Source organism: Tabrizicola aquatica (assembly GCF_002900975.1).
Classification (GTDB): domain Bacteria; phylum Pseudomonadota; class Alphaproteobacteria; order Rhodobacterales; family Rhodobacteraceae; genus Tabrizicola; species Tabrizicola aquatica.
Genome location: NZ_PJON01000002.1, coordinates 273,437 through 290,351, shown reverse-complemented (window position 1 = coordinate 290,351; position 16,915 = coordinate 273,437). Strand labels below are relative to the sequence as shown.

The following is a 16,915-nucleotide window of genomic DNA, read 5'->3' as shown; positions in this document are numbered from 1 at the left end:
ACATTCAGGCCAGCCGCTCTCCGCCGCGCCAGACGGCCAGAAGGCGGCCGTCGTCGGCCAGATGCAGCATGTCCGCCGCTCGACCCGGCAGCAGCCGCCCCAGGCTGTCCCCGCGCCGCAGGCAGGCTGCAGGGCGCGAGGTTGCCATGGCCAGCGCCACCTCGGGCGGGGTGCCCAGACGCAGCATCACCGTCACCGCCTGCGGCAGGGTCAGGTCGGCCCCGGCCAGGGTCCCGTCCTCCAGCGTCAGGCGACCGTCGCGGCGCAGGATGCGGCGGCCGTTCAGGGTGAACTCGGTCAGCGCGCTGCCGGCCGCCGCCATCGCGTCGCTGACCAGGAACAGCCGGTCGCTGGCTGCCATGGCAATGCGGATCGTCTCGGGTGCCACATGGATGCCGTCGGCGATCAGCCCGGCATGGACCGGAGCGGTCAGCGCCGCGCCGACCAGACCGGGGTCGCGGTTGCCAAGCTGACTCATCGCGTTGAAGAGATGCGTGACGCACGAAGCCCCTGCCGCAATGGCCGCCTGCGCCTCACCGTGGGTACAGTCGCTGTGGCCCAGGCTGACCACCACGCCCGCCGCGGCCAGCCGTCCGATCTGCTCGGCCGTCACGCTGGACGGCGCCAAGGTCACCATCAGCGACGGCAACTGCCGCGCCGCCTTTAGCAGAAGCGTCAGGTCGTCCTCGGTCATCGGCCGGATCAGTGCGGGGTCATGCGCCCCCTTGCGGCGGGGGTCAAGGTGCGGGCCCTCCAGATGCAGGCCCAGAAAGCCGGGAACCTGCCGCCGCGCGGCCTCGGCCCCGGCGGCAATCACGGCGGCGGTGGCCTCGGCCGTGTCGGTGATCAGCGTCGGCAGGATGCCGGTCGCGCCCAGCCGGGCGTGGACAGCGCACATCTCGGCCAGCCAATCGGCGGTGCAGGTGCCGTCCACCATCCGCCCGCCCGCGCCGTTGACCTGCAGGTCCAGAAAGCCGGGCACCAGCAGGCCGCCGTCCAGCCGCACTGCGGACCCCTCTCCCGGGCCCGTGACGACACCATCCGCAACCCGCAAGGGACCGGGCCCGAACTGCAGGCCGTCAAACACCCGCGCGCCGATGAAAACCTGGGCTGTCATACCGTCTGGGTCACCTTGCGCAGATGGGGCGGCACGTCCGGGTCAAAGCCACGGCGGCGCGCCAGCCCCTCGATGAAGCCGTAGAAGGACACCGCCAGGACCAAAGGCGCGCACAAAGGATGCAGGTCGCGGACCGAGGGCAGGGTGACCGCCCCGGCCACCTCGGCCCCGGTCAGGAACACATCCGCCCCCTGCGCCACCAGACGGGCGGCGGTCTCGGCCAGGCGGGGCAGGGCGGCGTCCTCGACCCCCAGGGCCAGGACCGGGAACTGCGCCTGCACGATGGCGCTGGGCCCGTGCAACACTTCCGCCGCCGAGAAGCTTTCGGCGTGCAGCCCGCAGGTTTCCTTGAACTTCAGCGCCGCCTCGTTGGCGATGGCGAAGGCCGGGCCACGGCCCAGCACATACAGCGACTGCGCCCGCGACAGCCGCGCGGCCAGGGGCGACCAGTCCACCGCCAGCGCCTTGTCGAACGCCTCGGGCAAGCCCGCCACGGCGTGACGCAGCCCCTCGTCCTCTTGCCATTCGGCCAGCAGCGCCAGCCCGGCCAGGACCGAGGTGACAAAAGTCTTTGTCGCCGCCACGCTTTGCTCTACCCCCGCCTGCAAGGGCAGCGCATGGGCCGAGGCCTGGGCCAGCGGGCTGTCGGCATGGTTGGTGATCGCCAGCGTCAGCGCCCCGCCCGCACCGGCCGCGCGCATCATGTCCACTGTGTCGGGGCTTTGGCCCGACTGCGAGATCCCGATGCATGCGGCCCGCCCCATCTTCAGCGGCCGCCGATAGATCGAGGCGATGGACGGCCCGACCGAGGCGACGGGCACCCCCGCCTGCAACTCTACCGCGTATTTCAGATAGGTCGCCGCATGGTCCGACGAGCCCCGCGCCACGGTCACGATCAGATCAGGATCGGCCGCCCGCATCGCCGCCGCCGCCTTTGCCACCGCCCCGGCCGACTGCGACAGGAACCGCCGCGCGGTCTGGGGGATCTCGGCCACTTCGCGGGCCATGTGGGATTGGGTCATGCCGGGGGCCTTTCGGGTTCGGGCGCAAGTTTCAGTTCGACGGCAAAGTCATAGGCATCGCCGCGGTACAGTGAGCGGGTGAACTCCACCACCCGGCCGCTGGCAAGGTAGCCGATCCGCTCGATCCGCAGCCCCGCCGCGCCGGGGGTCACGCCCAGCAACTCGGCATCCCGTGCGCCCAGGTTCGCGGCCGAGATGCGTTGCACCGCGCGCACCGGGCGCAGACCGTGCTGCTCCAGATAGGCGTAAAGCGAGGGTCCAACCGCCCCCGGATCGGGCAGGATCGCGGTCGGCAGCGAGGCGCGTTCGATCGCCAGCGGGATGCCGTCTGACCGCCGAACGCGCTCCAGCCGGGCCACGCGGTCGCCGGCGCCAAGGCCAAGGGCCATTACCTCTTCCGGTGTCGGTGCCTGCACGCTGCGGCTGATCCAGAAGGATTCCACCGATTTGCCGCGCCGCGACATATCCTCGGTAAAGCTGGTCAGCAGCGACAGTGCCTGTTCCAACCGCTCGACCTTGGGCGCGACATAGGTGCCCGAGCCGCGCTTCTGTTGCAGCGCGCCCTGCGCCACCAGCGCCTCGATCGCCTTGCGCACGGTGACGCGGGACAGGCCGGTCATCGCTGCGATGTCCCGCTCTGCCGGCAAACTGGCGCCCGGCGGCAGCACGCCCCGCGCCATCGCATCCGCGATCCGGCGCTGAAGTTGCAGGTACAGCGGTCCTGCACCATCGGCGAACCCTTCGGGCGAGAACAAACCGTCCATCACGCCTCCCGCGCCAGCATAAGCGCACCATCCAGGGCTGACCCCTGCGGCGGCGCTATGGTCCAGCGATCCGTCAGCCGTTCGGCATAGACCGCGCCCAGCCCGCCGATGCAGGTCACCGGCAGGGGCGGGTTGGTCTGCAGAACGGCAATCGACCGCGCCACATCCTCGACCGCCGCCGCCAGCAGGTCCCGCGCCGCTGGATCGTCCGCGCCAACAATGCGCGGGGCCAGGGCCGCAAACTCCACCGGCCGGGCAGCAAGCGAGAAGGCGATCACCCCCTCGACCCCGCCATGTTCGGCCAGGACGGCCTGCAACAGGGGCGTGGGCGCGCGGAAACCCTCGGCCGCCCGCAACACCTCGCGCAGCAGCGCCCGGCCCAGCCCGGCCCCGCTGCCCTCATCCCCCAGGACCAGGCCCCAGCCCCCGATCTGCCGGATCACCCCGCCGACCTGTGCGGCAAAGACCGAACCGGTGCCCAAAGCGCCCACGATTCCATCGCGCGCGCCCAACGCGCCTTTCACCGCAGCGATCCCGTCAGTCTCGACCCGGATGCGGGCGAAGGGTAGGGCGCGGCGTAGCGCATCGGCCATGCCGGCCGCGTTTGCGCCCGCCAGCCCCAGCCCCGCCGCCAGCCCCGCAAGATCCCCGCCCCCCGCCATAGCCAGGGCCGTGCGAGTGGCCGCAAGGATATTGTCGCGCGCGCCGATCAGGTCGCTGGCAATGTTCGCCGGGCCCGCTTGACCCAAGCCCAGGACATGGCCGGACGCATCCGCCACCGCCGCGCGGCACCCGGTTCCCCCGCCATCTATGCCCAGAAACAAGTGCATGCGAATCCCTCTCGCGAAAAGAATACCAAAACAAGACCATTTGGAAAGCTATATCTCTATACCGCCTGAAAACCCGCCTTATCAGCCGCAAAACACAAGAGGCTTTACAAGTGGTATTATTTTGGCATTGTTGAAGCAGAGGGGGAATCACATGGCCGACCGTCCGACCGAGGCGCTGCATCCACTGGCCGAAGGGCTGCATCTGGCCCCTGCGGCGCAGGTGCTGGCCCGCGCGCTGTCGGCGCAGCAGGCCGCGCTGGCGGCTGTCGGCCCGGCGCTTCCTGCCGTCGAACGTGCCGCCGATCTTGCCGCCACGGCCCTGCGCGGCCAGGGCAAGCTGGCCTATGCCGGCGCCGGTTCCTCGGGCCTGATGGCGCTGGCCGACTGCCTGGAGCTTCTGGGCACCTTCGGCATCCCGGCCGAACGCACGCCGATGCTGTTCGCCGGCGGCGCTGAGGCGCTTCTGAGAATGACCGGCGGGGTCGAGGATGACCCGGCCCTTGCCGCTGCCGACCTGACCCGCGCCGCTCTGGGGCCGGGGGATGTGGTGATCGCCGTCTCGGCCTCGGGCACCACGCCCTATACGCTGGCGGTCGTCGGCGGGGCGCGCAAGGCCGGCGCGAAGGTGATCGGCATCGCAAATGTCCCCGACTCGCCCCTGTTGCAGGCCGCCGATGTGCCGGTCCTGCTGGACACCGGGGCCGAGATCGTGGCCGGCTCGACCCGTCTTGGCGCGGCCACGGCGCAGAAGGTGGCGATGAACCTGATTTCCGTGCTGGCCGGCGTGCAACTGGGCCACATCCACGACGGAATGATGGTCAATTTGATCGCGGACAATGCCAAGCTGCGCGACCGTGCGGCACGAATCGTGGCGCGCGTGGCGGGAGTTGACACCGGCATCGCCCGGATCGCCCTGAACCGGACCCAGGGCGCGGTGAAGCCGGCCGTCCTGGTGGCTCAGGGCGCGGCCCCCGACGCGGCGCAGGCGCGGCTGGCTGCGGCAGAGGGCAGTCTTGCCCGCGCGATGAAAAGCTGACGAAATACCAACCGGGCGAATGCCCCAACAGGGAGACTGCGAATGACCAAGACCCTCAAACTGGCGCTACTGACCAGCACGTTGCTGGGCGGGCCCGCCTTCGCGCAAGACGTGACGCTGACCATCGAAAGCTGGCGCAACGACGACCTGACCATCTGGCAGGACACGATCATCCCGGCGTTCGAGGCCGCGAACCCGGGCATCAAGGTGGTTTTCGCACCGACCGCCCCGGCCGAATACAACGCCGCGCTGAACTCCAAGCTGCAGGCCGGGTCCGCCGGTGACCTGATCACCTGCCGCCCGTTCGACGCCAGCCTTGAGCTGTACAACCAGGGCCACCTGGCCGACCTGACCAGCCTGGGCGCGATGGCCAACTTCTCGCCGGTCGCGAAATCCGCCTGGCAGACCGACGACGGCGCAGCCACTTTCTGCGTGCCGATGGCATCCGTGATCCACGGCTTCATCTACAACGCCGACGCGTTCGAGGCGCTGGGCATCGCCGTCCCCACCACGAACGCGGAATTCTACGCCGCGCTGGACAAGATCAAGGCCGACGGCACCTATATCCCGATGGCGATGGGCACCAATGACCAGTGGGAAGCCGCCACGATGGGCTATCAGAACATCGGGCCGACCTACTGGAAGGGCGAAGAGGGCCGCCTTGCCCTGATCAAGGGCGAGCAGAAGCTGACCGACGACGCCTGGGTCGCCCCCTATCGTGAGCTTGCGAAGTGGAAGGACTATCTTGGCGACGGGTTCGAGGCGCAGACCTATCCCGACAGCCAGAACCTGTTCACCCTGGGCCGCGCCGCGATCTATCCGGCCGGATCGTGGGAGATCTCGGGCTTCAACACCCAGGCCACCTTCAAGATGGGCGCCTTCCCGCCGCCGGTCGCGGCTGCCGGGGACACCTGCTATATCTCGGACCACACCGACATCGCGATCGGCATGAACGCGAAATCGCCGAATGCCGAGGCTGCAAAGACCTTCCTGGAATGGGTCGGCTCGCCGGAATTCGCGACGTTGTACGCGAACGCGCTGCCCGGCTTCTTCAGCCTGAACTCGACCCCGGTTGAAATGACGGACCCGCTGGCGCAGGAATTCGTGTCCTGGCGTGAGAAGTGCCAGCCGACGATCCGCTCGACCTACCAGATCCTGTCGCGCGGCACCCCGAACCTGGAGAACGAGACCTGGAACGCTTCGGCCAACGTGATCAAGGGCACCGAGACGCCCGAAGACGCGGCCAAGCGCCTGCAGGACGGCCTGGCCTCCTGGTACGAAGCGCAGAAGTAAGCCTCAGACGTCGGACCGGGGGGCTTCGCGCCCCCCGGACCCCCCGCGGGATATTTCCACCAGTATGAAAGGGGACGAACATGGCTTCGCGTAAGCCCGTGCGTTGGCATATTGCCGTGTTTCTGGCCCCGGCCGTGCTGGTCTATACCGCGCTGATGATCATCCCGTTGTTCGGGACGCTGGCCCAAAGCCTGATGAATGAGGACGCCGCCGGTGTCCGGGTTTTCGTGGGCTTGCAGAACTTTGCCACCCTGTTCGGCGATGCGCTGTGGTCCGACGCCTTCTGGAACGCCTTGGGCAACAACACCTGGTTCTTCGTGATCCACATGCTGGTCCAGAACCCCATCGGCATCGCGCTGGCCGCGATCCTGTCCACCCCGCGCCTGCGGATGGCCGCCTTCTACCGCACCGCGATCTTCATCCCCACGATCCTTAGCTTCGTGATCGTCGGCTTCGTCTGGAAGCTGATCCTGTCGCCGATCTGGGGTATCGCGCCCGGGATGCTGGACGCGGTCGGCCTGAAATCCCTGTTCGCCCCCTGGCTGGGGAAAGAGGAATATGCGCTGACCACCCTCGCCCTCGTCTCGGTCTGGCAGTTCGTCGGCATCCCCATGATGCTGATCTATGCCGCCCTCCTGAGTATCCCCGATGAGGTGATCGAGGCCGCCGAGATGGATGGCATCACCGGCTGGTCGCAGTTCTGGAAGATCAAGCTGCCGCTGATCCTGCCCGCGATCGGGATCATCTCGATCCTGACCTTCGTCGGCAATTTCAACGCCTTCGACCTGATCTACGTTGCGCAGGGGGCGCTGGCCGGGCCGGACTTCAGCACCGACATCCTGGGCACCTTCCTGTACCGCACCTTCTTTGGCTTCCAGCTGCAACTGGGCGACCCCTACATGGGCAGCGCCATCGCGGGGGCGATGTTCGGGATCATCCTGGTCGGCGTCTGCATCTATCTGTTCGGCATCCAGACCCGTCTGCGGAGGTATCAGTTCTGATGAGCGCGCGAGCTTCCACCGGACGGACCATCGCAGCCCATGCCGTGCTGCTGACCTATACGCTGATCGCCCTGTTCCCGGTCTTTGTGATCGTGATCAACAGCTTCAAATCGCGCAAGGCGATCTTCGCCGATCCCCTGGCCCTGCCCGTGCCCGGCAACTTTGACTGGGTGGGCTATGAGACGGTGCTGAAACAGGGCGACTTCTTCCTGTATTTCCAGAACAGCCTGATCGTCACCTGCGCCAGCCTGTTTTTCGTCCTGCTGTTCGGCGCAATGGCGGCCTTCGCGCTGTCGGAATACCGCTTCCGGGGCAACACGCTGATGGGTCTGTACCTGGCGCTTGGCATCATGATCCCGATCCGCCTCGGCACCGTCGCGATCCTGGAGTTGATGGTTGCCTCGGGCCTGGTGAACACCCTGACCGCGCTGATCCTGGTCTATACCGCCCAGGGGCTGCCCTTGGCCGTCTTTATCCTGGCCGAGTTCATGAAATCGGTCTCGCATGACCTGAAGAACGCCGGCCGGATCGACGGGTTGTCCGAGTATCGCATCTTCTTCACCCTGGTCCTGCCGCTGGTGCGCCCGGCCATGGCCACCGTCGCGGTCTTTACCATGATTCCGATCTGGAACGACCTGTGGTTCCCGCTGATCCTGGCCCCGGCCGAGCATACCAAGACCGTCACCCTGGGCGCGCAGGTGTTCATCGGGCAATTCGTCACCAACTGGAACGCTGTCCTGGCCGCGCTGTCGCTGGCCATCGTGCCGGTCCTTGTCCTTTACCTGATCTTCTCGCGCCAACTGATCCGCGGGATCACTGCCGGAGCCGTAAAATGATCCGTACCCTTGTCGCCGGTCTGGGCACCATGGGCCGCAGCCATGCCCTTGCCTACCACCGCAGCCCGGCCTTCGATCTGGTGGGGCTGGTCAACCGCTCCACCCCCCGGCTGGACCCTGAGTTGGACGGCTATGTGATCGAGCCGGACTTCCACGCCGCTTTGGCCCGGTTGAAACCGGACCTCGTGAACATCTCTACCTATTCCGACAGCCACGCCGATTATGCTGTGGCCGCGATGGAGGCGGGCGCGCATGTGTTTGTCGAAAAGCCCCTGGCCACGACCGTCAAGGATGCCCGCCGCGTGGTGGATGCGGCCCGCGCCAATGGCACGAAGGTCGTCGTCGGCTATATCCTGCGCCACCACCCCAGCTGGATGCGCCTGATCGCCGAGGCGCGCGCCTTGGGCGGGCCCTATGTGTTCCGCCTGAACCTGAACCAGCAATCCAAAGGCCCGACCTGGGAGGTCCACAAGACCCTGATGCAGACCACCAGCCCGCTGGTCGATTGCGGCGTCCACTATGTTGACGTCATGTGCCAGATCACCGACGCCAAGCCGGTCGAGGTGCGCGGCATGGGGTTGCGCCTGTCCGATGAAATCGCCCCCGACATGTATAACTATGGCCACTTCCAGGTGCTGTTCGATGACGGCTCGGTCGGCTGGTATGAGGCGGGCTGGGGCCCGATGATGTCGGACACCGCCTTTTTCGTGAAGGACGTGGTCAGCCCGAATGGTGCCGTGTCGATCAAGATGCCCGAGAATGCGCGGTCCGACGATCACTCTACCCATACCGCGACCCAGACGATCCGCGTCCACCGCGTCGGCCAGCCCGACCAGGACCTGTCGATGGCCGACGAACCCGGCCATCAGGAGTTGTGTGAACGTGAGCAGGCCTTTGTCGCCCGCGCGATCACCGAAAACCTCGACCTGACGCGGCACATGGAAGATGCCGTGCAGTCGCTTGCCATCTGCCTTGCCGCCGACGAAAGCGTCCGGTCCGGCAAGCCCGTGAAACTGTAAGGGGGCCGCATGGGCGCGCTGGAACTTAAGGGCGTTACCAAAAGCTTCGGCTCGACCGAGGTGATCAAGGGCGTCGACCTCACTGTGAACGACGGCGAGTTTTGCGTGTTCGTCGGGCCTTCGGGCTGCGGGAAGTCCACCCTTCTCCGCATGATCGCGGGGCTGGAGGATACGTCGGACGGCGACATCCTGGTCGATGGCAAGCGGATGAACGATGTGGCCCCGGCCAAGCGCGAACTGGCGATGGTGTTCCAAAGCTATGCGCTTTACCCCCACCTGACCGTCCGCGACAACATGGGCCTGGCGCTGAAACAAGCGGGTCGGCCCAAGACCGAGATCCGCGCCGCCACTGACAAGGCCGCCGGGATGCTTGCCCTTGACCCGCTGATGGAGCGGCGCCCGGCCGAGCTGTCCGGCGGCCAGCGCCAGCGCGTCGCCATCGGCCGCGCCATTGTGCGGACCCCGAAGCTGTTCCTGTTCGACGAACCGCTCTCGAACCTGGACGCCGCCCTGCGCGTGGCAACCCGGATCGAGATCGCCCGCCTGCACCGCGACCTGAAGGCGACGATGATTTACGTCACCCACGACCAGGTCGAGGCGATGACCCTGGCCGACCGGATCGTCGTCCTGCGCGCCGGGAAGGTCGAACAGGTCGGCAGCCCGATGGAGCTGTACAATGACCCGGCGAACACCTTCGTCGCGGGTTTCATCGGTTCACCCCAGATGAACTTCCTTGACGCCGCCAGCCTGGGCCTTGCGCCCGGCAAGGTCGGTATCCGGCCGGAACACCTGACGATCAGCCGCGACCAGGGCGAAATCCCGGCCGAGGTCAGTCATGTCGAAAAGCTGGGCGGCGAAACGCTGGTCTATGCCCGCAACCCGCAGCACGGGCTGCTGACCGTGCGGCTGTTCGGCGAGCATGATTTTGCGGTCTCGGAAAAGGTCCACCTGACCCTGCAGCGCGAGCGGATGTTCCAGTTCGACCCGGACGGCCTGCGCCGGCGCTAGCCGCGCGCCGCGTTCCAGGCTTTCAACAGACTGTGCGAGGCATCGCCCTCGATCACGCCCAGCAGGATGCCGCCATCGGCGCGGGCGCACAGGATGCTGTGCCCGTCCACCAGCGTTGCACCCAGCACGATGCAGACCGGCCCCGCCGACACCAGCGAGGCCATGTCCAACTGGCGCGAGACCCCTTCGGCCTCATCCTCAAGCCAGCCGCTCAGATGCGCGACCATCTCTTCGGCGCCGCCGGTCCGGCCGTCGGCCGAGCCGCCAACGATCAGCCATGCCGCCAGTGCCGGTCCCATCCGCAGCGCCAGCGCGGGCAAAAAGCCCTCGTCTCCCGCTTCCAGCACAAGATCCTCGGCCGGCGCAGGGGCGGGCTCCGGTTCCGGCTGTGGCTCCGGTTCGGCTTCGCCGAATTCGTTCAGTTCGATCAGACAAAGATCAGCCAGAAGCGCCACGGGAATCCCGACGCTCAGCCCGTCAGTATCGTGCCGGACCGGCCCGGACATGACCCGCAACTCATGCCGGGGTGCGGCCACGGTCTGGAACAGCTTGATCAGCTCGTCCTTGTGTTCATCTTCCAGCGAGGGCGCCGCAAGGCAGGTCTCGGCCCCCGACAGCCCCGTCACTCCCGCCAGCCGCAACACGCGACGGCCGGCCACGTCCACCGTCATGCTGCAGCCTGTGCTTGACTCGAAGGTCAGCGCCCGGGCCAGCATCGTCTCGTTCACCTCGCGCAGCAGAGCGGCCAACGGACTGGGATGCCCCACATCCGCCACGACACGCGCGCCGCCCGGCGCCAGCCGCGCGGGCGATTGCAGCGCCTGAAGGCGTGCGACGATGGGAAGAGTGCCCCTGTTCAATCTTCGGTCCGATTCAGGCCAGGTCCCGCTGCCGTCATGTGCCGGCCGAGATCTTCTCTAGCGTTTCGCGGATTTTCGCAACAAATCCGGCAAGGTCAATGCTGTGATCGCAGATGCAGACCAGGGCATCCCCCGGTTCGGTTTCCGACCGCAAGTACACTTGCACCCCGTCCAGTGCCAGAACCATCGCGGCATGGGGTTCGCCAAACGCCTCGACCGACAGCGAGAACAGCGGGTCGTCGAAACTGGTCCGCGCCTGTTCGCACAGGGCGTCCAGGTTTTCCTGGGTCACCACCTGATTGCCCTGGCTGGCCAGGATCATCCGCGACGACAGGTCGGCAAACGCCACCACCCGCGCCTGCGGATAGGCTTTCACCACGCCCCCAAGAAGCTCGCTTACTGACAAGGTCCGGTCCCCAGCCCCTTACGAGCTTTTGGACGGCGACGTGCCCGCCGCTGCGAACATGTCCGAGAAGGACACCACCGTGGGACCGCTTTCACCGCTTGGCCGCTCGGTGCGCAACAGACGCTCGCCCGTGTTGGCCACCCGGCGCGGAGCCACCCGCACGATCGGGGTGTTGCGCACGGCCATCTTCCGCTCGAACGCCTGGGCGATCAGGCTTTTCCCGACCTCGGTCGAGTCGGCCGCATCCGGGCGGATCATTGCCATGCCTTCTTCGCCAGGCTCGGGGAAGCCTTCGTCGATCAGGCGATGCACCAGATCGAACAGCGCATTGGTAAAGGCATGCGCGCCGCTTTCCAGCCACTTCGCTTCGTCGTCGCCCGCCGTCATCGCCTGCACCAGCGACATCGGGAACACGTCGGCAAACAGCCCCTCGGTCTCTTGCCGGACGCGCTTCAGCACCTTGGCCTTGTCGCTTTCGTTCAGGATCTTGTCGAAGCGCGTCACCAGAAGCAGGCTGTTCTGCCGCATCTCGGCCGGGAAGCTGTTCCAGACCCCGCTTTCCGATTGCCGCCAGGCCTGGGTCGCATGGGTGCACCACAACACGCCATCGGCCAGATGCGCCATCCGCTCCCACACCTCGGGCGACATCGAGGGGTCGCTGATCCCCGGCATGTCGATCAGGTCGGTATAGCGCAGGATGTCGCTTTTCATGAAGATGCGGATGTGTTCCGTCGTCTCCAGGCTGACCTGTTCCAGGTCGCGCAGGTCTAGGTCATAGGCCTGTCCGTCCAGCCCCATCGTATAGGCATCGTCCGGCCCGTACGAGATCCACACCGGCGGCAGCTGGGTGGCCGTCACCTTCTCCAGCAGCGGCCGCGCGCCCATCAGCACGTTGCACAATGTGCTTTTGCCCGAGCTGAACTCGCCCATGATGGCGATGCGGGGTTTGCGGGTGAGGGGCATTCTTCAGGGTCCTTTTCGTGCCTTTGCCGTTGCTCAGTCGGCGTAGACGCCCAGTTCATCCAGGATTGAGGCGATGCATTCCTGCCGGTCTTCCCAGGCATTCACCCCGAACAGCTCTTTCATCTCGTCCATCGAGATTTCCGAGCTGGCCAGCGCGCTCATCAGCAGTTCCCGCTGTTCCTGCAAGAAGTCGCGCAGGGTGTTCTGCGTCCGCTCGCGGAACAGGCCAATCTGGATGGTCTTGAGGTCGTTGATGATCGGATCGGTTTCCGCGCGGATCAGCTTGTAGAAGTCCTGCGCAAAGGCCTTGTAACCCCGGCGGCGCTGCCACCAGCCCTTCCACCAGCTGACCTGAAGGTCCAGCGCGATGGTCTGGCCCAGGTTGATCGGTGGCGGGATGTAGGACACGACCGGCGTCTCGATCTTGAACCCCTCGACCGTGATCGAGAAGGTCTTGCCGTACAGATCGGCAATCCGAACCGCGGTCTCGTTGTTCACCTCGGCCGCGATGCCGTGCATCTTCTTCAGCACGACCTGATAGCTGGACGACAAGAGCATCCGAAGGCCCAGCGGGCTGTAATGCCAGGTCGCATCTTCGCCATTGGCCTGAAGATGTTCGATCAGGCTGTTGGTCGCACGTTCCAGGAACCGCTCATAGCTTTGGTCGATGCGGTTGGTGAAATCCTTGCAGGCCACATCGGTCAGCGCGGTCAGCTTTTCCAGCGCGGCGATCTCGATCTTGCGCAGTTCGGCGTCCAGCTGTTCGGCCGTCATGGTCCGGTCAAGCTGGCCGTCGGATTCCAGGATGCGGACCTGGTCCACCACGTCCAGCGACTGCGCCAGGTTCAGCGCCTGCCGCGCCGATTTCTGCAGCGCCTCGTGGACCGGGCCTTCGTACATGCGCTGGCCCAGGGCATCCAGCAGCGCCGGCACACCCGAGGCATGCCAGACCAGCTGTTCCGCCGACCATTCCGCCATCTTGTCGGCAAAGGCGGCGCGGGTCCAGTTGATCGCCGACTCGGTCGAGTCGTCGGTCATCTCGTCGATCTTGCCGTCCAGCACCGCGTTAGCCCAATGGGCCGAGCCGTAGATGATGTCGATATCCTGCGGCGCGTTGTTCTTTTCCAGCGTCTCCAGGATCGAGCGGTGGATTTCCGGCACCTGGTTCGCCGGGTCGGGCAGTTCGTCGATCCGGTTGACGAAGATGATGATCTCGCGGCTTTGGCGGTGCGCGATCAGGCGGATCAGCGCCATGTCCATCGTCGTCAGCGCCTGGTGTGCGGACAGCACAACGATACAGGACCGGCTGTCGCGGACCGCGTTGATCGTGATCTGCTCGCGCATCATGAACGTGTCGTTCACGCCGGGCGTGTCGCGCACGCACAGCATGATCGGAATGTCGCCGCGTTCGATATACAGGTCGGCCGACTTGGTGATGTCGGTAAAGCGGCCCTGGTCGGCCCCCGCCGCCTCATCGTCGCCGACGCAGACATAGCGGCGCAGCAGCGAATCATCGACCGTGCCATAGCGGTGTTCGGTGCCCAGCAGCAGCTCGAACTTGCGGCCCAGCCGGGCCTGCGCCTTCTCGCGCATCTGCACGACCTGCAGGCGCAGCTTCTCCAACTCGTCATCCGCACCGGCGCGGGCCGCCAGCTGGCCGATCCGGCCGCCGTTCGACACCAGCTTGTCCCATTCGGCATGGTCGAAGAACTTGAACTTCGCCCGCACGTTCAACTCGGGCGTGGGGGTGTTGATGTGCAGCGACGTGACGACCGAGGTCCAGGGGTTCACGTCCGTCGGCAACAGCCCCGGCGCGCCGATCATCGCGTTGATCAGGCTGGTCTTGCCCGCCTTGATCTGTCCGATCACGGTGACCGAGGGTTCGACCTCGCGCACCTGCTGCAGGATGCGGGTGACCTTCTTCGACGTGTCGGGGTCCGACATCGTGACGAAGTCGCGCAGCACATCCTCGAACTGCTGGATCGAATCTGCAATGCGGCCCAACCCCGGGAAGTTGCGCGTCAGCGCGACCTCAGGCTGTGCCACCACGTCCGGAACGCCGTGCTCGGCAACCGGATCATCATCATCTTGCACAACTGCGCCAAGTCCCATGATCACCCCTCAGCTACCGCCCGGAACCACTCATATCGCACACGCCAAGGCGCAAGTCCCCGCGATCATGACATAAGTTTGGAAAGTGGTCCCAATTGGGCACGTTTTAGACGATTCTTCGGTCAATAATAAGGCTACGCTGCGCGCAATGTTTCCAATTCGCGCCTAAGTTGCAAGAGAAGGGTCAGCGCGTCGTCGGCCGGCGCGCGCCCTTTCTCCAACTGCATCAGCATGATGAGGTCCTGCACCTCGCCAAGGTCACCCTTGATTCGGCGGATCTCGGGCGATGTCGCCCGCGACAGAATGGCCATCAGCCGTTCGGCCGTTTCCCTGCCATGATCCAGGATCAGGTCCACCGGCACCTTTTCATCCGGGTTTACCTCACCGACAAGCTCGGCCGTGCGGGCCACGATCAGGCCGACCGCCTCGTCCAGCAGTGCCTGCTCGACGGCCGAGACAGGCATCGGCGCGGCCGGCGTCAGGGCCGGGGCCGAGACTGCACGCGCCGCGATGCGCGGCCGCTCGCGCCGCGCCAGTGCCGGTTCGGCCACCGGCGCCTCGCGCATCGGGGCAGTGCCAGGCATCGGCACGTTGGTCATCGGCGGGGCCGGTGCGCGCTCACGCGGGGCGCGGGGTTGCGGGGGCGGCGCGGCCGGGCGCTCGCGCGGCGTCACGACCGGAGCATTGGTCATCGGCGGGCTGGGTGCCCGGTCACGCGGCGCGCGTTCGACCGTGCGCAGCCGGGCCACCCGTTCGACGGGCGGCGGGGATTCAACCGGGTCTACCGGTGCAGCAGGCTGCGGCGCAGGCTCGGGTTCGGGAACATGCGCGTCCGCAACCTCCTCCTCCGCGTCCTCCGGCTCTTCGCCAGCATCCTCGGGCGGCAGCATCTCCTCCGGCCGGGCGCGCAAGGACGACAGGTCGGGCAAGGGCGAGCCTGGCTCCGTCCCCGCGCCACGCCGTGCGCCGAACAGGCGAGGACGCGGTTCTTCCTCGACCGGCTCTGCTACGGGCGCCGGGGCGGCGGCTGGCCGAAGCCCGTCGCGCGGCTTGCGTTCCCGGGGCGCGCGTTGGGCCTGTGCGGCCGCAGCCGCGATCATCCGGGCAATCCGCGCCTCGTCCGATTCGGGCAGCTCCGGTTCCGCTGCGGCCACCGGCTCTGCGGGGGTCGGGTCCGCCTCCGGTTCGGACTCCAGACCCGGCCCGGGAACAGGCTGCGGCTCAGGAACAGGCACCGGCTCGGGCTGGTGTGCGATCGGCTCGGGCTCGGGTTCCCGTGCTGGTGTAGGCGCTTCCACCAGCTCGGGCTCCGGCTCCGGCTCGGGGGCCGGGGGTGAAGCCGGTGGCGCGGCAAGTTCCGCTTTCGACTTCCACGTCGTGCGCAGCGGGACCTGCGGCGCGGTGCCATCGGTCGGCAGTTGCTTGATCCGGTCGGCAAAGCGTTTGCGGCCGGTCACCACCTCGGTCACCGGTTCGGGTGCCGGTTCTGGCGGGGCCACCTCAACCTGCACGGCAGTCGGCGCGGGCACTGGGGCCACCGGGGCCTCTACCTCAGGCAGCGGCGCCGGGGTGGCGGCAATCGGCTCCGGCTCGGGCGGCGCCGCGTCCGGCTCAGGTTCGGGCAAGGGCGCCGCAATCACCGGCTCGGGCGGCAGGGCAGGCGGAACGACGACCGGCTCGGGCTCGGGCGGCGGGGCCGCAACCACCGGCGTCGGCTCGGGCACGACAGGCGCCGGCGCAACCTGCGCGTCCTCGGGCGGCGGCACCCATTCCGGGGCCTTGGTATCCCCGGTCTCGGCAAAGCGCCGGGCCACCATTTCGCTGGCCTCGACATGCCGGGCCAGCAGCAGTTCGGCCATGTCCATGTCGGCCCGCCGCGCCATCTGGACCCGAGTCTTGATCGCGGTGATCACCGCCCCGGCGCCGCTGTCGCGGAACATCTCGCGGTCCAGCCCGCCGGGGGCCTGCATCGCCGCCCGCGCCTGCTTGGCCGAGATCGCCAGCACCTGCCGGAACTCTTCGCCCGCGCGCTGCTCCACCCGCTCCAGCATGCCCTGCGCGGCATCGCGGCTGCCCAGAAGATCGACCTTGGTCAGGAACAGGAACCCGTTGTCCTTCACGACATCGGGCATGTCCTCCCACACCACCTGCTCTTTCGGCAGGTATGAGGTCGTACACCAGACGACGATATCCGCGCGCTTCTGCGCCCAGGCGGTCGCGCGGCGCTGCTCGGCCTCCATCGGGCCGGCGGACACCTCCAGCAGGGTGATGACCTTCAGCGCCGGCAGGTCCATCTCGACCGTGACCAGGGCAGGGGCCAAACGCAGCACTTCTGACAGGTCGGTGCCGGGGATCACCTCGGTGCGCCCGTCGGCCAGGGTGCACAGCATCCGCGGCTCGGCCCCGTGCTGCACGACGATCGTCGGCAGGCGCAGGGTCTCGGGCACCACGATCATCCCGGCCAGAAGGTTGAGAATCGCCGACTTGCCAGACCCTGGCAGGCCCAGCAACGCCACGCGCGCCGGCCGTTCCAGCCGTTCGATCAGCCGTTCCGCCGCCTCTGCCGGGCCGCCAGCAGGAAGCAGGCCCCGGTCCAAAAGACGACCAAGCCGCTGCGCGACCGTAAGTTCCCCGTCAACTTCCGCCAT

At 67.2% G+C, this 16,915-nt stretch carries 15 protein-coding genes; 6 read left to right on the top strand and 9 right to left on the bottom strand.

Annotated features, from left to right (window positions below):
- Positions 1-4: 4 nt before the first annotated feature.
- Genes nagA through CXR42_RS09795 form a run of 4 tightly spaced genes read right to left on the bottom strand, consistent with a single transcriptional unit; the run spans position 5 to position 3,733 of the window.
- Positions 5-1,117 carry an N-acetylglucosamine-6-phosphate deacetylase gene (gene nagA / locus CXR42_RS09810; protein WP_103257359.1) on the bottom strand — a complete coding sequence of 371 codons (1,113 nt, stop codon included), beginning with the start codon at positions 1,115-1,117 and terminating at the stop codon, positions 5-7.
- Positions 1,114-2,139, bottom strand: coding sequence for an SIS domain-containing protein (locus CXR42_RS09805; RefSeq protein ID WP_103257358.1), 1,026 nt, complete (start codon positions 2,137-2,139; stop codon positions 1,114-1,116). Before CXR42_RS09805 ends, nagA begins: the two co-directional genes overlap by 4 nt.
- The gene (locus CXR42_RS09800; protein ID WP_103257357.1) at positions 2,136-2,903 is read right to left on the bottom strand and encodes a GntR family transcriptional regulator; all 768 of its coding nucleotides are present in this window, start codon (positions 2,901-2,903) and stop codon (positions 2,136-2,138) included. The genes CXR42_RS09805 and CXR42_RS09800 overlap by 4 nt, the downstream gene beginning before the upstream one ends.
- Complete coding sequence (locus tag CXR42_RS09795) at positions 2,903-3,733, bottom strand: glucosamine kinase nucleotide-binding domain-containing protein (protein ID WP_103257356.1); 831 nt, start codon at positions 3,731-3,733, stop codon at positions 2,903-2,905. Before CXR42_RS09795 ends, CXR42_RS09800 begins: the two co-directional genes overlap by 1 nt.
- A gap of 151 nt (positions 3,734-3,884) precedes the next feature.
- Between CXR42_RS09795 and CXR42_RS09790 the strand changes: the two genes are divergently transcribed.
- The 6 genes from CXR42_RS09790 to CXR42_RS09765 all read left to right on the top strand — a co-directional run bounded on the left by CXR42_RS09790 (position 3,885) and on the right by CXR42_RS09765 (position 9,926).
- Positions 3,885-4,769: an N-acetylmuramic acid 6-phosphate etherase gene (locus CXR42_RS09790; RefSeq protein WP_103257355.1), complete on the top strand. Its 885-nt coding sequence runs from the start codon at positions 3,885-3,887 to the stop codon at positions 4,767-4,769.
- Positions 4,770-4,811: 42 nt separating this feature from the next.
- The gene (locus CXR42_RS09785; RefSeq protein WP_103257354.1) at positions 4,812-6,062 is read left to right on the top strand and encodes an ABC transporter substrate-binding protein; all 1,251 of its coding nucleotides are present in this window, start codon (positions 4,812-4,814) and stop codon (positions 6,060-6,062) included.
- Between the two features lie 80 nt (positions 6,063-6,142).
- Complete coding sequence (locus CXR42_RS09780) at positions 6,143-7,063, top strand: carbohydrate ABC transporter permease (protein ID WP_103257353.1); 921 nt, start codon at positions 6,143-6,145, stop codon at positions 7,061-7,063.
- Positions 7,063-7,899: a carbohydrate ABC transporter permease gene (locus tag CXR42_RS09775; RefSeq protein ID WP_180996019.1), complete on the top strand. Its 837-nt coding sequence runs from the start codon at positions 7,063-7,065 to the stop codon at positions 7,897-7,899. The genes CXR42_RS09780 and CXR42_RS09775 overlap by 1 nt, the downstream gene beginning before the upstream one ends.
- Complete coding sequence (locus CXR42_RS09770) at positions 7,896-8,918, top strand: Gfo/Idh/MocA family protein (RefSeq protein ID WP_180996018.1); 1,023 nt, start codon at positions 7,896-7,898, stop codon at positions 8,916-8,918. Before CXR42_RS09775 ends, CXR42_RS09770 begins: the two co-directional genes overlap by 4 nt.
- A gap of 9 nt (positions 8,919-8,927) precedes the next feature.
- On the top strand, positions 8,928-9,926 hold the full coding sequence (locus tag CXR42_RS09765) for an ABC transporter ATP-binding protein (RefSeq protein ID WP_103257351.1): 999 nt from the start codon (positions 8,928-8,930) through the stop codon (positions 9,924-9,926).
- Here CXR42_RS09765 and CXR42_RS09760 read toward each other — a convergent pair.
- The 5 genes from CXR42_RS09760 to CXR42_RS09740 all read right to left on the bottom strand — a co-directional run bounded on the left by CXR42_RS09760 (position 9,923) and on the right by CXR42_RS09740 (position 16,915).
- Positions 9,923-10,786 carry a hypothetical protein gene (locus CXR42_RS09760; protein WP_103257350.1) on the bottom strand — a complete coding sequence of 288 codons (864 nt, stop codon included), beginning with the start codon at positions 10,784-10,786 and terminating at the stop codon, positions 9,923-9,925. The genes CXR42_RS09765 and CXR42_RS09760 overlap by 4 nt on opposite strands.
- 34 nt (positions 10,787-10,820) lie before the next feature.
- Positions 10,821-11,162 (bottom strand): hypothetical protein, encoded by a 342-nt coding sequence (locus CXR42_RS09755; protein WP_146038039.1) that lies wholly within the window; start codon positions 11,160-11,162, stop codon positions 10,821-10,823.
- Positions 11,163-11,210: 48 nt separating this feature from the next.
- On the bottom strand, positions 11,211-12,155 hold the full coding sequence (locus CXR42_RS09750) for a dynamin family protein (protein WP_103257348.1): 945 nt from the start codon (positions 12,153-12,155) through the stop codon (positions 11,211-11,213).
- A gap of 33 nt (positions 12,156-12,188) precedes the next feature.
- Positions 12,189-14,267, bottom strand: coding sequence for a dynamin family protein (locus CXR42_RS09745; protein ID WP_146038038.1), 2,079 nt, complete (start codon positions 14,265-14,267; stop codon positions 12,189-12,191).
- A 134-nt stretch (positions 14,268-14,401) separates the two neighbouring features.
- Positions 14,402-16,915, bottom strand: a complete 2,514-nt coding sequence (locus CXR42_RS09740) for an ATP-binding cassette domain-containing protein (RefSeq protein ID WP_103257346.1) — start codon at positions 16,913-16,915, stop codon at positions 14,402-14,404.

Excerpts from the sequence above, each read along its gene's own strand:
- CXR42_RS09740 (WP_103257346.1), bottom strand. The coding sequence starts at position 16,915 with ATGGCGGAAGTTGACGGGGAACTTACGGTCGCGCAGCGGCTTGGTCGT.
- CXR42_RS09745 (WP_146038038.1), bottom strand. The coding sequence starts at position 14,267 with ATGGGACTTGGCGCAGTTGTGCAAGATGATGATGATCCGGTTGCCGAG.
- CXR42_RS09790 (WP_103257355.1), top strand. The coding sequence starts at position 3,885 with ATGGCCGACCGTCCGACCGAGGCGCTGCATCCACTGGCCGAAGGGCTG.
- CXR42_RS09795 (WP_103257356.1), bottom strand. The coding sequence starts at position 3,733 with ATGCACTTGTTTCTGGGCATAGATGGCGGGGGAACCGGGTGCCGCGCG.
- CXR42_RS09765 (WP_103257351.1), top strand. The coding sequence starts at position 8,928 with ATGGGCGCGCTGGAACTTAAGGGCGTTACCAAAAGCTTCGGCTCGACC.
- CXR42_RS09785 (WP_103257354.1), top strand. The coding sequence starts at position 4,812 with ATGACCAAGACCCTCAAACTGGCGCTACTGACCAGCACGTTGCTGGGC.
- nagA (WP_103257359.1), bottom strand. The coding sequence starts at position 1,117 with ATGACAGCCCAGGTTTTCATCGGCGCGCGGGTGTTTGACGGCCTGCAG.
- CXR42_RS09780 (WP_103257353.1), top strand. The coding sequence starts at position 6,143 with ATGGCTTCGCGTAAGCCCGTGCGTTGGCATATTGCCGTGTTTCTGGCC.
- CXR42_RS09775 (WP_180996019.1), top strand. The coding sequence starts at position 7,063 with ATGAGCGCGCGAGCTTCCACCGGACGGACCATCGCAGCCCATGCCGTG.
- CXR42_RS09770 (WP_180996018.1), top strand. The coding sequence starts at position 7,896 with ATGATCCGTACCCTTGTCGCCGGTCTGGGCACCATGGGCCGCAGCCAT.
- CXR42_RS09805 (WP_103257358.1), bottom strand. The coding sequence starts at position 2,139 with ATGACCCAATCCCACATGGCCCGCGAAGTGGCCGAGATCCCCCAGACC.
- CXR42_RS09750 (WP_103257348.1), bottom strand. The coding sequence starts at position 12,155 with ATGCCCCTCACCCGCAAACCCCGCATCGCCATCATGGGCGAGTTCAGC.
- CXR42_RS09800 (WP_103257357.1), bottom strand. The coding sequence starts at position 2,903 with ATGGACGGTTTGTTCTCGCCCGAAGGGTTCGCCGATGGTGCAGGACCG.